This is a genomic window from Streptomyces anulatus (assembly GCF_000721175.1).
Taxonomy (GTDB): domain Bacteria; phylum Actinomycetota; class Actinomycetes; order Streptomycetales; family Streptomycetaceae; genus Streptomyces; species Streptomyces anulatus_C.
In genome coordinates this window covers 22,002-35,646 of sequence record NZ_JOEZ01000006.1, presented here as the reverse complement: position 1 = coordinate 35,646, position 13,645 = coordinate 22,002, and the positions used below count along the sequence as shown (strand labels likewise).

10 protein-coding genes are annotated in these 13,645 nt (G+C 74.4%); 8 read left to right on the top strand and 2 right to left on the bottom strand.

Annotated features, from left to right (window positions below):
• Positions 1–9: 9 nt before the first annotated feature.
• The gene (locus IG90_RS0107650) at positions 10–1,185 is read right to left on the bottom strand and encodes a UDP-N-acetylglucosamine--N-acetylmuramyl-(pentapeptide) pyrophosphoryl-undecaprenol N-acetylglucosamine transferase (RefSeq protein WP_030579517.1); all 1,176 of its coding nucleotides are present in this window, start codon (positions 1,183–1,185) and stop codon (positions 10–12) included.
• 572 nt (positions 1,186–1,757) lie between these two features.
• Here IG90_RS0107650 and IG90_RS0107645 point away from each other — a divergent pair.
• Entirely contained in the window at positions 1,758–2,510 is a 753-nt protein-coding gene (locus tag IG90_RS0107645) for an RNA polymerase sigma factor (RefSeq protein ID WP_030579514.1), read from the top strand.
• The gene (locus IG90_RS0107640) at positions 2,510–3,646 is read left to right on the top strand and encodes a hypothetical protein (RefSeq protein ID WP_030579511.1); all 1,137 of its coding nucleotides are present in this window, start codon (positions 2,510–2,512) and stop codon (positions 3,644–3,646) included. Before IG90_RS0107645 ends, IG90_RS0107640 begins: the two co-directional genes overlap by 1 nt.
• Before the next feature lie 209 nt (positions 3,647–3,855).
• Here the strand turns inward: IG90_RS0107640 and IG90_RS0107635 are convergent, their stop codons facing one another.
• Complete coding sequence (locus IG90_RS0107635; protein WP_030579508.1) at positions 3,856–4,884, bottom strand: L,D-transpeptidase family protein; 1,029 nt, start codon at positions 4,882–4,884, stop codon at positions 3,856–3,858.
• Between the two features lie 242 nt (positions 4,885–5,126).
• On the opposite strand from IG90_RS0107635, the gene leuE reads away from it, so the two are divergent.
• The 6 genes from leuE (at position 5,127) to IG90_RS0107605 (ending at position 13,620) form a co-directional block, all read left to right on the top strand.
• Positions 5,127–5,810, top strand: coding sequence for a leucine efflux protein LeuE (gene leuE, locus IG90_RS0107630; RefSeq protein WP_030579505.1), 684 nt, complete (start codon positions 5,127–5,129; stop codon positions 5,808–5,810).
• 278 nt (positions 5,811–6,088) lie between these two features.
• Positions 6,089–7,063: a glycosyltransferase family 2 protein gene (locus IG90_RS0107625; RefSeq protein ID WP_030579502.1), complete on the top strand. Its 975-nt coding sequence runs from the start codon at positions 6,089–6,091 to the stop codon at positions 7,061–7,063.
• 45 nt (positions 7,064–7,108) lie between these two features.
• Entirely contained in the window at positions 7,109–8,488 is a 1,380-nt protein-coding gene (locus IG90_RS0107620) for a polysialyltransferase family glycosyltransferase (protein ID WP_030579499.1), read from the top strand.
• Between the two features lie 58 nt (positions 8,489–8,546).
• Positions 8,547–9,908: a hypothetical protein gene (locus IG90_RS0107615; protein ID WP_030579496.1), complete on the top strand. Its 1,362-nt coding sequence runs from the start codon at positions 8,547–8,549 to the stop codon at positions 9,906–9,908.
• Positions 9,905–12,529 (top strand): tetratricopeptide repeat protein, encoded by a 2,625-nt coding sequence (locus IG90_RS0107610; RefSeq protein ID WP_033893847.1) that lies wholly within the window; start codon positions 9,905–9,907, stop codon positions 12,527–12,529. Before IG90_RS0107615 ends, IG90_RS0107610 begins: the two co-directional genes overlap by 4 nt.
• 5 nt (positions 12,530–12,534) lie before the next feature.
• Positions 12,535–13,620, top strand: coding sequence for an acyltransferase (locus IG90_RS0107605; protein ID WP_030579490.1), 1,086 nt, complete (start codon positions 12,535–12,537; stop codon positions 13,618–13,620).
• Positions 13,621–13,645 lie beyond the last annotated feature (25 nt).

Here is a 13,645-nt window from a genome sequence, read left to right as displayed (position 1 = left end):
GCTGCGCTGTTACTGGGACGCTGCGGACAGGATCACGTCCACGAGCCTTTCCGCAGCATCCGGGCGGCCGTGCGCCCTGGCCGCCGCGGCCATCGCGTCCCGGCGCTCCGGATCGTCGAGGAGCGGGCCGACCGCCTTGCGAAGGTGCCCGCCGGTGACGTCGCCGAGGAGTGCGATCGCCGCCCCGGACTCCTCCAGGTGACGGGCGTTGTGGGCCTGTTCGTTCCCGGCCGCCGAGGCGAGCGGGATGAACACGGCCGGCTTGCCCAGGGCGGTCAGCTCGGCCAGGGTGCCCGCGCCGCTGCGGGAGATCACCAGCTCGGCCAGGGCCAGGACGTCCGGCAGCTCCGGTCCGACGAACGGGGTGAGGTGGTACCGGGCGGCGAGTGCGGCAGGCAGCCCTGCGGCGCGCGCGGACAGCGCCTCTTGGTGGGCAGGGCCGCACTGGTGCACCATGTTGGCACGTTCCAGCAGCCACGGCAGCTCGCCGCCGACGACGTCGTTGATCTGCTGCGAGCCCTGTGCCCCTCCGGTGACGTACACCGTCGGAAGGCGCCGGTCGAAGGTGTGGAGGCCGAGCGCGGTCACGGCCTTGTCCGGGCGGCCGGTCAGGACCTCCGGTCGTACGGGGTTACCGGTGACCGCCGCCGCCGACCGCACGCTCTCCGGCAGGAGCGGCAGGGTCGACTCCGACGACACCGCGATCCGCGCGGCGGAACCGGCCAGCTTCCGGTTGGCGAGGCCGAGGCGGACGGTCTGCTCGTGCAGGACCAGCGGGACTCGGCACATCCTGGCGGCGAGCCCGGTCGGCACCGCGACGTAACCTCCCGTTGCCAGCACGACGTCCGGCCGGAAGGCGGAGACCGCGCTGCGCGCCTGAGCGACCCCGATCGGCACGCGCGCCATGTCCCGGACGTTGGCCGGCGACACCATCTTCAGCGGGTTCGCGTGACGCCGGATCTTGCCCGTGGCGACCGTGGTGAACGGGATGCCCTCCGCGCTGGCGACCCGGGCTTCCAGGCCCTCTGCCGTGCCGATCCACAGGACGTCGAGGGTGCGGCCGGAAGCGGCCAGGCGTGCCTGCAAGGTGCGGATCGCGGTGAGGGCGGGGTAGGTGTGACCGCCGGTGCCGCCTCCCGTCACGATCAGGCGGAAGACAGTCGTCTGTTGAGGCGCGGTGTTCACGCTGGGCACTCTAGTGGTTGCTGTCCGGTGACCGCTCGCGATGATCCCGGCGACGGAGGCGGCTGGGCCGAGCCTCCGGACGTGCTCTTCGCGTCGGTGGCCTCGGAGCGCCGAGTGGAAGGTGCCGGGAGCTTGTCCCGGGCTCGCGCAGCGTGTGAGCCCGGCAGGTCGGGTGAGCACGAGGAGGTCTTGGCCACGGGGGTATCCAGCGCCCAAGAAACGCGCCCACCCACACGAACTCGCCGGCGCGCTGGTCACGCTTTGGTCACGTAGGGGGCGGTAGGCGGCCCTGCGAAGCGCCTGGTCACGGGGTCACGTGCTGGAGCGACGACCGGGGCCGCCACCCCCCACAGGAGAGGCCCCGGCCGTCTTCCACGGGGTCGCAGCACGACCCCGTACTCATCTCAGCGCCATGACTGCGTTTTCTGTCACACCGGAGGACCGCCGACGAATTGTTGCGGGTTGTACAAGTCATGGACGCGGCCCCCGCCGAGCACGTAGCGTGCTGGTTCGCGCAGGGTTGCGCAGCAGTTGACCAGCTGCGATCGAGGACGGCAGAGCGGGTTGAGGGAGTGCTGGGGGACGACGCGGAGCTGACCGCCGCGGTGCTCGCGGCACAGGACGGGGACGAGGACGCCTTCCGTGCTGTGTACCGCGCGGTGCAGCCACGGTTGCTGGGCTACATACGGACGCTGGTCGGGGAGCCGGACGCCGAGGACGTGGCGTCCGAGGCGTGGCTGCAGATAGCGCGCGACCTCGACCGCTTCAGCGGGGACGCCGACCGGTTCCGGGGGTGGGCCGCGCGGATCGCGCGCAACCGTTCGCTGGACCACCTGCGGATGCGCAGCCGCCGCCCGGCGATCGGCGGCGACGAGACCGAGCTGACCGCGCGCGCCGCCGAGTCCGACACCGCCGGTGACGCCATCGAGGCGCTCGACACCGACCGCACCATGTCGCTCATCGCCCAGCTGCCGCAGGACCAGGCCGAGGCCGTGGTGCTCCGGGTGGTCGTCGGGCTCGACGCGAAGAGCGCGGCGCAGACCCTGGGCAAGCGGCCCGGCGCCGTACGCACCGCCGCCCACCGCGGTCTCAAGCGACTGGCCGAACTCCTCGGTGCCGACGGGCAGCTTCCGGCGCCCCGGGGCGATGGCGCCGCCCCGGACGGAACTCCGGCGGCCGACGACGGCGCGGGTCCGGACGCGGATGGTGGCACCGGGCTCGGCGCCGTGCCGTCCCAGCGGCCCGGCCGTGGCGGTCCGGCCGGGCCCGCCGTGGTCACTCCCGGTGTGACGCATTCGCGACCGTGGACGCAGAAGGACATGTGATGGCCGACGAGCACTACGAGTGGCTTGACAAGGACGCGGCGGAGAGGTTGCTCCGCGGCGAACGGGTCGTCCCCGTCGGCGACCAGGCCCGCACCGACGCCTTCCGGCTCGCCGAAGCGCTGGGCACGGCCCGCGGGGGTCTGGGCCCCTCGGCGGGTGAGCTCCCCGGCGAGGACGCGGTCCTCGCCGCGTTCCGGCAGGCCGGCCACGGCAACGGCGTGGACCGGCTCACCGGCCGGGACGCCGGCGCCGCCGTCCCCGGCCGGCCGGGCATGCTGCACGCCGTGCACATCGGCTCCGCCTCCGGCACCCCGGCCCGCCGCCCGCGCTGGAGCAGGCCGGTCCGCTTCGGTCTGGCCGCCTCGCTCGCGGGCTGTGCGCTCGGCGGGGTGGCGGTCGCCGCCGGTACGGGTGTGTTCACCGGAACCTTCGGCGGACAGGGCTCGCCCGCGCCCGCCGCCTCCGTATCGGCTGCCGTGACCCCGGGGCCGCTGAGGTCCGGGGGGCCCGCGGACGACCCGTCGGCCCCGGCTGACCCGGCGTCCCCGCCCGACGCACCTGAGGCGTCCTCCTCGCCCGCGACCCGGGAGTCCGGCGGCCCCGACGAGCCCGACGCGGCGCGAACCGGCGACACCGGCCGGGAGCCCGGCGAGGACCGTCCGGGCACCCCGGACCGGCTCGGCGACGGCCGGGAGGAGACGGCCGGGGGCGGCGACGGCCGGGACGACCGGCCCGGCGGCTCCGGCGACGACACGGACACCGGGAACTGGCACGAGAAGTCCGTCAAGGCCTGCAAGGCCTTCCGCGGCGGCACCCTGGACGACCGGAGCCGGCGCCATCTGATCCAGCTCGCGAAGGGCGAGAAGAACCTGGAGCGCTTCTGCGACCGCCTCCTCGACGGGAACGGCGAAAGTGGTGGAAGCGGCGGTTCCGGTGGTTCCGGCGGCGGGGACGACGATGGCGACGACAGCGGCCAGAACGGGCCGGGTGACGGCGGCTCGCTGCCGCCCGTCTCCTTCCACCCCGTACCGCGCTCCGGCGTGGCCCCGGAGACCCGGGCGGACGTCGACGGGACGGACTCCGAGGTTCCACCGCTTCCGAAGAGCACCGGAGCTGCCTCCGTACTCACGCGCTGACCTGCGGTTTCCGGGTCCGGGACGCGGCCCGTACGGCCAGGTGTGACGTTTTCCGGAAGCCGGGCGCAGTACAGAGTGAGCCGACTGGTCATCGGCCGCGCGACGAGCCGGGGTTCCCCCCGTACCTTCGGCTCAGCGCATCGGCGCGGGCGGGACACGTTCCCCCGGTCCCGCCCGCGCCCTCTCCTCTCACCGACGGACGACGACTCTCACCAGTAGACGACGACCTTGTCGCCGTTCTTCACCTGGTCGAACAGGGCCGCGACCTTCTTCTTGTCCCGCACGTTGACGCAGCCGTGCGAGGCGCCCCCGTATCCGTTGGCCGCGAAGTCGGCGGAGTAGTGCACCGCCTGGCCGCCGCTGAAGAACAGGGCGTACGGCATCGGGGTGTCGTAGAGCGTCGACACGTGGTCCCGGGACTTCCAGAACACCGGGAACACACCCTCGCGGGTCGGCGTGTACTCCGAGCCGAAGCGCACGTCCATCGCGGAGACGACCCGGCCGTCGATCATCCAGGCCAGGGTCCGGCTCTTCTTGCTGATGCACAGGACCCGGCCCTTCAGGCACCGTTCGTCCGGCGCGGCCACCGGCCGCTCGGTCGGCGGGTCCAGCTCGGCGGCCGTCGGCACCCGGGTCATGGCCAGCAGTCGCCGCCAGGTGACCGCGTCGGCGCTTCCGGTGACCGGCAGCCGCCGCTTGGCCTGGAAGGACCGTACGGCGTCGGCGGTGACGGAGCCGTAGTAGCCGGTGGGGTTGCGCCCGAAGTGGCCGATCTGACGGAGCCGGGCCTGCAGTTCCCGTACCTGGCCGCCCTCGGACCCGGTCCGCATCAGGACGCGCGGCGGCGGTGCGGTGCTCGGCTCGGGGGCCGGCCGGGCGGTCGTCCGGGCCGGGGCCGGGGCGGCGGTGGACGCCGACGGGCTCGGGGGCGGTGCGGTGCGCGGCTTCGCGTCCTCGGTCGCGGGCGCGGTGGGGGAGGGGTTCGCGGTCGGCGTGGCGGCCCGTGTGGCCGGCACCGGCGGCGGAACGTCCTGCGCCCCCTGGGCGGCCCCGGGCTCGCAGCCCGTCGAGAGAGCGGCCAGCGCGACGAGGGAGACGGCGGCGGCGCGACGCCCCTGGGGCCTTCCGCCCGCACGCCGCCCGGCGGTCACGTCCCTGCCCGGTACCGCTTCCGCCGCCCGCGCCCCACCGGTGTCCCCCGCTCCCGGTCCGCCCCACCCGCTGTACCCGTCCGCCATGCTCGGTCCCCCCTGGCTCACCCGCCGACCCGGTGCCTCCTGTACGGATTCCCGTCCGGCCCGGTCCCCGAATCCTCCGTCGGACGCAAGCCGCGCGTCCAGTCCCCCGAGGGGGCGCCCGGTGGATCATGGCCGGGTCCTGCCCGCCGGACCCGCCCCCCTCCCGCACCATGCCGGACAGCCGGTATCGCCTGCTGAAACCCTCTGGACGGCGACCCGTACGGGCGTGCGAGACTCCGTCCATGCTGGGTGTCACCGACCTTCCGACCTATCTCGCCGGTCTCGCGCTGATCGTTCTCCTGCCGGGGCCGAACTCGCTGTACGTGCTCTCCGTCGCCGCCCGGCGCGGCGTTCGAACCGGCTATACGGCCGCCGCGGGCGTCTGGACCGGGGACGCCGTCCTGATGACGCTCTCCGCACTCGGCGCCGCGTCCCTGCTCCAGACCACGCCCCTGCTCTTCGCGATCGTCAAGTACGCGGGCGCGGCCTATCTGACCTGGATGGCCATCGGGATGCTGCGGGCGGCCGTGTCCCTGTGGCGCGAGCGGCACCGGCGTACCGCCGAGCTGGTGGAGACGGTCGACACGGCTGAGACGGCCGGGACTCCCGGGGCGACGGCCTCCGCGGAGAGGCCCTACCGCCGGGCGCTGGTGGTCAGCCTGATCAACCCGAAGGCGATCCTGTTCCTGATCTCCTTCTTCGTCCAGTTCGTCGACCCGGGCTACGCCTACCCGGCGCTGTCGTTCCTGTTGCTGGGCACGCTGCTCCAGCTCGCCAGCTTCGCGTACCTCTCGGTGCTGATCTTCGGCGGCACCCGGCTGGCCGCCGCTTTCCGCCGCCGCAAGCGGCTGTCGGCGGGGGCCACTTCGGCGGCCGGTGTCCTGTTCCTCGGGTTCGCGGCCAAGCTCTCGCTCAGCAGCGTGTAGCCCACCTCTCGCTCAGCAGCAGCCGAGCCCTCGCTCAGCGGCGGGTACCCGATTCCGATCGTCGGCGGGCGAGTCCTGCGTCGGCGTGTGAGTGGTCCACGCCTCGGAAGGCAGGACCGCGAGCGAAGTCGAGGTCAAGCCCCGCAGGACGGTCTCCGCCGCGCGTGCCCGGTCATCCGGCGGACGCACAGAGTTCACCCGCCGTCGTGGCGGACGTCATCCGATCCTTCCGGTGTCTCACTACGTTGTCGGGACCATGATCGAAGGCGAGGGCGCGCGTGCCGAAACTGTCCGTTGTCGTACCGTTCCACAATGTCGCGGCCTACGCCCCGACCACGCTGGGCAGTCTGGCCCGCAACGCGGACCCGGACATCGAGTTCCTGCTGGTCGATGACGCGTCCAGCGACGGCACGCAGGACATCGTCGACCACTGGGCCGAGCGGCTGCCGCACGCCCGCGTGATCAGACACGGTACGAACACCGGCATCGCGGCCGCCCGCAACAGCGGCATCGACGCCGCCGAAGGTGACTACCTCACCTTCCTCGACGGCGACGACTGGTACGCCCCCGGCCATCTGGACCGGCTGGTGCGCGCCGCCCAGGACCTCGACTGCGACTTCGCCCGCACCGACCACGTCCAGTCCACCGGCACCAACCGCGTCGTGCGGCGCGCCCCCGCACCGCTCCGCGACACCGTGCTCGACCCCCGCGAGGGGATCGGGGCGCCCGAGCGGGAGACCATGGTCGACTACCCGTTCGTCTGGGCCGGGGTCTACCACCGGCGGCTCTTCGCGGACGGCGCCCAGCGCTTCGCCACCGAACTGCGCACCGCCGAGGACCGGCTGTGGATCTGGCAGCTCCATCTGCGCGCCCGCACCTACGCGGCGCTCGGGCTGTACGGCATCTTCTACCGGCGCGGGGTCACCACCTCCCTGACCCAGATCAAGGACGCCCGCCAGCTCGACTTCTTCCCCGCCTACGACACGCTGCTCGACCAGCTGCGCGCGGACCGGGACGCGAAGACCCTGCTGCCCAAGGCCGTCCGCACCTACTGCGCGATGATCGCCTTCCACAACGAGAAGGCCGACGACTACGAGCCCGCCACCGCCCGGCGGCTGCGCGCCGAGTCCACCGCCGCGCTGGGCCGGATGCCGCAGGACGTGCTCGACCGCACCCTGACGATGATCGACGACAAGCGCGGCACGCTGCTCAGCCGTCTGCGCACCAAGCAGACCAAGCAGAAGGCCGCCTGACCGATGCCCGTACCCACGCCCGCGCCCGTACGCACGTCCGTTTCCATGCCCGCGCGCACCCAGATCTTCCAGGTCTCCACCCTGTACGGGGCCGCTACCCTCGCCGCCGCGCTCGACGCCGGACAGTTCGGCCGGGCCCTCGACAGCCACCGCATCCTGCTGGTCTCCAACAACGCGGCCGTCCCCGAGACGGCCCTGCGCCTGGAGGAGATGCGCGGTTACGGATCCCTCGCCGCCCGCTTCGACGCCGTGGTCGACTGGAACGAGGCGATCAGCCCGCACCACCCCAGCGGCTGGGGGCCCCGTTCCGAGGAGACCGTCCTGTGGCAGCGGGCCTTCCGCCTCGCCTGGGACATCGCCCCCGACGCCCCCGTCGACCTGGCCGTGGAGTCCATCCAGGTCAACCCGGCCCGCGCGCTCGCCGCGATCTTCTCCGAGAGCGCCGTGCACGTCTACGCCGACGGGCTGATGAGCTACGGCCCCACCCGCAACCGGCTGCCCCAGTCCATCGCCTGCCGCATCCGGCGCGTCCTCCACCTCGACCTGGTCACCGGACTGCGGCCGCTCCTCCTCGCCGAGGCGGGCGTCGAACCCGAACTCGTCCCGGACGACGCCTTCCGCGCCGTCCTCTCGGAGATCGCCGCCGCGGCCGAGGGCGACCGGGGCCTCGCCGCCGCCGAAGCGGCCGCCCCCACCGCGATGCTGCTCGGCCAGTACCTCGCCGCCCTCGGCATCCTCACCCCCGAGGAGGAAGAGGACCTGCACATCCGGATGCTGCGCGGAGCCGCCCGCGCCGGGCACACCTCCATCCTCTTCAAGCCCCACCCCACCGCCCCGGCCCGCTACTCCCGCGTCCTGGACGAGGCGGCCGCCGAGGCCGGCGTACGGCTCACCACCCTGGACGGCCCACTGCTCGCCGAGACGCTGTACGAGCGCTGCGCGCCCACCCTGGTGGTCGGCTGCTTCTCCACCGCGATGTTCACCGCCGCCGCCTACTACGGCATCCCCGTCGCCCGCGTCGGCACCCGCCTGGTCCTCGACCGCATCACCCCGTACGAGAACAGCAACCGCATCCCGCTGACGATCACCGACCACCTCGTGCCCGACCTGGACGCGCGGGACGCCGAGGGCGCTCCCGGCCCGGACGCGCAAGGTCCCGGAGCCGTCCCCCGCCTGCCGCGCACCGCGCCGGACACCCTCGCCCCGCTGGTGAGGGCCGTCGGCTACTGCATGCAGGCCAAGCTCCACCCCGGGCTGCGCCCCGACGCCGAGGAATGGCTGCGGGAGCACCTCGACCCCACCACCCAGCACTACTTCAAACGCCGCCGCCTGCAGAGCCTCACCCTGCCAGGCGGCGGCCCCCGGGGAGCTGCGGTCCGGCTGCGCCGCACCGTACGGCGCACCCGCAGCACCCTGGGCCTCTGACCCGGGGCCGGGGCATGAACCCCGGTCGGCGTCCGACTCACAGAACGGCGGAACGAGCATGGGCCAGACCCTCACCGGGCTGCTCACGTCAGTACGTGCGATGGCGGGACGGCCGGGGACGCCTGCTCCGGGGCGTTCCCGCGGCGGCCCGGACCCGGCGCTCCTGACCGCCCTGCGGCTCTGCGGCGACCACCTCGCCGCCCTCGCCGCCTCCGGCCCCCTCACCGACGCCCGCCGCACCCGGCTCATCGCGTCGATCGGCGCCCTGACCACCGCGTGCTCCACCCCGGGCGCCGACGCGTTCGACGCGCTGCTGCGGACCGGACAGCAGGCCCTGGACAGCGGGGGCGAAGCCGAGGCCCGCCTCGCCCTGGCCCTCGCAGACGAGGCGAGGGCCCTGCGCACCCGTTCCAAGGGCGCCTGGCGGCTGCGCGGCAACGCCCTGGACGCGCTCGGCCGGGGCGAGGAGGCGATCACGGCGTACGAACACCACCTCGCGCTCCAGCAGAACGCCGCCGCCTCCCGCGACGTCGAACGCCGGATCGCCACCCTCCGCGCCGCGGGGGACCGCATCGACGAGGCGCTGGCGCTGTTCGGGGAGGACCGGAGCGAGGAGGACGGCACCGGGGCGCGGGCTTCCGGCCCACGCACCGCCCTCCGCCTGTCGCGCCACCTGCCCGCCGCCGAGGCCCGCGCCGCCTTCACCGACCTCGTCCGCCGCCGCACCGCCGAACTCGGGGCCGCCGACCCGGCCGTGCGCCGGCTCGCCGCGCTCTACACCGAGCACCGCCGGCTCTCGGAGAGCGACCCGATGGCCGACCCGCTCCTCGGCGGGGCCGAGCCCATCGGCGTGCCCGGTCTGCGCCGGCTCGTCGCGGGCCGGACCGTGTGCCTGGTCGCCGACACGCCGCGCACCGCCGAGCAGGAACAGCTGCCCGGCAGTGCGCTGGCCGCCCTGATCGAGGGGTACGACCTGGTCGTGCGCTGCGACGCCGTACGCCACGCCGCACCGACCGCCCGCACCGATCTGCACGCCTGCACCCTGCGCGGCGACACCCCGTGGAAGGGCCCCCGGTGGGACCGGCGGGCGGGCGCCCGGCTGGTCTTCGGCGACCCGCTCCCGCACTGGCGGCTCGCCCTGCGCAGCCGGCTCGTCCCGGGCGCGCAGGACCGCATCGGCGACGCGTCGCTGCGCCGCCCGCTGCACGATCCGGCGCTGCTCGGCGAGGCGGCCGGCAGCGAAGGACCCGCCGGCACCGTGTACACCGTGCTGCGGCTGCTCGACTTCCTGGGCACCCCCGCCCGGGTGGACCTCATCGGGTTCGAAGGACCGGCGGCCCTGTCACCGCGCGAGCGGGAGTGGATCGGGGCGCGGACCGGGAACACGGACGACGCCGCAGTGAGGATCACGCTGAGATGACGACCCCCGAGCCCTCGACGACTCCCGAGCCCTCGACGACTCCCGAGGCGACGACCTCTGAGCCCCCGGACACGCCCGGCTCCGCCCCCGCGCCCGGCTCCGTCACTCGCACCGACTCCGCCGACGACCGCCGTGCCGTCACCGGGAAGCGCCGGATCGCCTTCGCCGTGTACGTCGCCGGCGTCGACGAACTCCCCGGACTCCAGGCTCTCCTGCGCAGCCTCGCGCTGAGCAACCCGGCCCTCTGCGAGGACGTCGTCGTCCTGCACCCCGGCCTGCCGGACGACGCCTTCGACGCCGCCCGCCGGCTGCACCCCCGCCTGATCCCGCGCGTGGCGGCCGGACGCCACGACGTGTTCCGCCTCGACGGGTACGACACCGTGCTCGCCCTCACCCCCGCCATCGTCGTCCTCGGCCGGCTCGACGCCCTGCTGAAGCTCCGTACGGGCGTGGCCGCCGTGCCGCGCCCCGGCCCCGACGGCGTCCCGGACCCGCGCGGCGGCGTCCCCGACGACGGGCTGCTGGTGATCCAGCGCCAGGACCTCGGTCCGGTGGACCAGCGCCAGGACCTCGCGCCGGAGGACCGGCCTCAGAGCTCCGGCCCGGTGCCGCCCGCCGCGAAGGACATCCCGGAAAGCCTCCTCGTACCCCTGGACTCCCGCGACGACTTCCGCGCGCGGCGGCTCCACGACGACCTGCCGGTCCCCGAGGGCGTCGTCGTCCTGAACTTCACCGACGCCCCCGCGACCGGTACCGGCCTCGCCCCCGCCCACGCCGCCCGGGACCGCTTCGACCTGGACGACGAGGCGTTCCGGGCCGCCTACCTCGCCCTACCCGGCCCCCACCATCCCGACCTGCTGCTGCACCTCGCGCTCCCCTTCCCCGCCGGGACCCGGCCGCCGATCGACCTGGTCCGGCAGCTCGCCGAGATCCACCGGGGCCGCGGCCGGCACGACGAGGCGGTCGCCCTGCTGGGCGAGGCCGTCGCGGGCCGCCCCGACCTGCCGCGCTGCCACGAGACGCTCGGCGTCTGCCTGATGGCGCTGTCCCGGTACGAGGAAGCCGAGACGCACCTGCTGCTGGCGACCGCCTCGCCGGACTTCGCTCCCCGGGCCTTCGGTCAACTCGCCCGCCTGGCCTGGCTGCTGGGCCGCACCGAGGACGCCCGGGGCTATGCGCTCGCCGGCCTGGAGTCCGACCCCACCGACGCCAACTGCCGTGCCTGGTACGCCCGTACGACGAAGAGGGTCATCCCCGACCGGCCCTCGGAAGGCGCCCCGACCGGTGAACAGCTCGCCCATGTTGCCCTGTTCGCCGACGGTGAGGAGAACGCGGGCGACAAGGTGCTGCCCGAGGCGGTCCGCAGCTGCTTCACCTCCGACACCGGCCCGGAGCGCTGGCACCAGCAGCACGCGCACCTGCTGGTCGACGAAGCCGCTCTCGAACGTCTCAACGCCCGGCGGGCGGTGATCGTCGGCGGCGGGGGACTCTTCCTCCCCGACACCGCGCCCAACGGCAACAGCGGCTGGCAGTGGAACATCTCCGACGACGTGCTCGCCCGGATCACCGCCCCCCTCGCGGTCTTCGCCGTCGGCTACAACGTCTTCGACGGCCAGCGCTACCGCCGTGAGCGGTTCGCGGCCTCCCTGCGGGCCCTGGTCGAACGGTCCGCGTTCTTCGGGCTGCGCAACCACGGCTCCGTCGCCCGGGTCAGGGAACTGCTGCCCGATTCCCTCCGCGAGAAGGTGCGCTACCAGCCCTGCCCCACCACGGTCGCCCGCCACCTCGACCCGCGCCTCGCCGAACCGGCGGTGCGCGACGACACGGTGCTGATCAACTGCGCCTACGACCGGGCCGGGCTCCGCTTCGGCCACGACTACGGGCACTTCCTGGCGGAGATGGCCGAGGCGATCCGCGCCATCTCGGCTTCGGCGGAGGTCCGTTACGCCGCGCACATGCCGGCCGACGAACGCTTCGTCGACGATCTGCGCCGGGAGCACGGTCTCACCCTCCCCGTGGAACCGCTGTACCTGCTCTCCAACGACGCCATCCGCGACCTCTACCGGCGCACCCGGCTGGTGATCGGGATGCGCGGGCACGCCGGGATGATCCCCTTCGGCTGCGGCACCCCGGTCATCAGCCTGGTCTCGCACCCCAAACTCGCCTACTTCCTGGCCGACATCGACCGCCCCGACTGGGGAGTCTCCGTCCACGAGCGGGCCCTCGGCGCCCGGCTCGCGGAGCGGGCGCGCGCGATGCTGGCGGACCACACGGCGGCGGTGGCCGACGTCCACGACCGGCAGCGGGCGCTGTGGTCGGTGACCCGGGAAAACCTCGCCCGGCTGCGTGAACTCACCGGCCTGCCCGACCCGTTCGGCGGTCCCGGTACCGTCCTGGCCGACCCGTCCGGCGGTCCCGGTGCCGGACTGTCCGACCCGTTCGGCGGTCCCGGTGCCGGACCGTCCGACCCGTCCGGCGATCCGGGCACCGGTCTTCCGGGCACCGGTCGTCCGGGCCCGTCCGGCGATCGGAGCGCGGGCCCGGCGCTCCCCGCGCCCAGGTCCGCCGCCGGCCAGGACCGTGCCGCCCGCTCCCTCCGCACCGCCCCGCCCACCCCCTGAGGACCATGTCGACCACACCCCCCGCCTCCGCCCCCGCCCCGGCGCCGACGGCCCCGGAGGCTCCTCGTCCCGCCCGCGAGCACCGCTACGACATCGACCTGATCCGGCTGCTCTGCTCGGTCGGCGTGATCGGCCTCCACGCCGGCTCCGCCTTCGTGAACGCCGTGGGCCGAACGGCGTCGCAGGGGCCCGGCACCTACTGGGCCGGGCTGACCGCCGACTCCGTCGGCCGCTTCGCCGTGCCGCTCTTCTTCGCCATCGCCGGCTGGGTGGTCCTGGTCGGGGCCCCGCCGAAGGACGGCGCACGGCTGCGGCGGCGCATCGTGCGGATCGTGGTGCCCCTCGCCGTCTGGACCGCGCTCTACCTGGCCTGGGGCAGGCTGCGTGGGACCAACGACGGCCCGGTGGGCGAGCTGGCGCTGGACTCCGTGTTCGCCTCCATCCGCCCCGCCTACCACCTCTGGTACCTGTACGCCTACCTCCCCGTGATCATGGTCCTGGGGCTGGTGGTGCTGCTCAGGTCGGGCAGGCGGCCGTGGGGTCTCGGCGCGGTCCTGCTGGTCCTGGCGTCCGCCCCGTCGCTGTTCGGCGATCTGTCCGAGGCCGCCGGCCGTGAACTGCCGCGCTTCGGCTGGGGGTTCGCCCCGTACCAGCTGATCTACGCGGTGCTCGGGGCGCTGCTGCTCGCAGCCCCGGCCGGTACGTTCGGCCGGCGGCGGCTGCCCTGGCTGCTGCTCGCGGCGGCCGGACTGGCCGGGGTGATCGCGTACCAGCACGAGGTGCACTACGCGATCCCGTACGCCCACGTCCTGGTGGCCCTGTTCAGCTGCGGCGTCCTGCTCTCCCTGCACGGCCTGCGCGTCCCGGAGCGGATGCGTCCCACCCTGACCCGGCTGGCCGACGCGTCGTTCGGGGCCTACCTCGTGCACGTACTCGTGCTCGGCGTCCTCACCGACGCCTTCGTGCGGGCGGACCTGAGCCGACCGGCCGCCGCGGCCCTCGTCGTCGGGATCACGGTGGCCACGACGGCACTGTCGTTCGGCGCGGCCATGCTGTGGGGCCGCGCGGGGGCGAGCAAGGTGCTGGGCTGAGCCTCCCGAGCCCCGGTCGGCCCCC

Excerpts from the sequence above, each read along its gene's own strand:
- IG90_RS0107620 (WP_030579499.1), top strand. The coding sequence starts at position 7,109 with ATGCCCGCGCGCACCCAGATCTTCCAGGTCTCCACCCTGTACGGGGCC.
- leuE (WP_030579505.1), top strand. The coding sequence starts at position 5,127 with ATGCTGGGTGTCACCGACCTTCCGACCTATCTCGCCGGTCTCGCGCTG.
- IG90_RS0107605 (WP_030579490.1), top strand. The coding sequence starts at position 12,535 with ATGTCGACCACACCCCCCGCCTCCGCCCCCGCCCCGGCGCCGACGGCC.
- IG90_RS0107640 (WP_030579511.1), top strand. The coding sequence starts at position 2,510 with ATGGCCGACGAGCACTACGAGTGGCTTGACAAGGACGCGGCGGAGAGG.
- IG90_RS0107615 (WP_030579496.1), top strand. The coding sequence starts at position 8,547 with ATGGGCCAGACCCTCACCGGGCTGCTCACGTCAGTACGTGCGATGGCG.
- IG90_RS0107635 (WP_030579508.1), bottom strand. The coding sequence starts at position 4,884 with ATGGCGGACGGGTACAGCGGGTGGGGCGGACCGGGAGCGGGGGACACC.
- IG90_RS0107610 (WP_033893847.1), top strand. The coding sequence starts at position 9,905 with ATGACGACCCCCGAGCCCTCGACGACTCCCGAGCCCTCGACGACTCCC.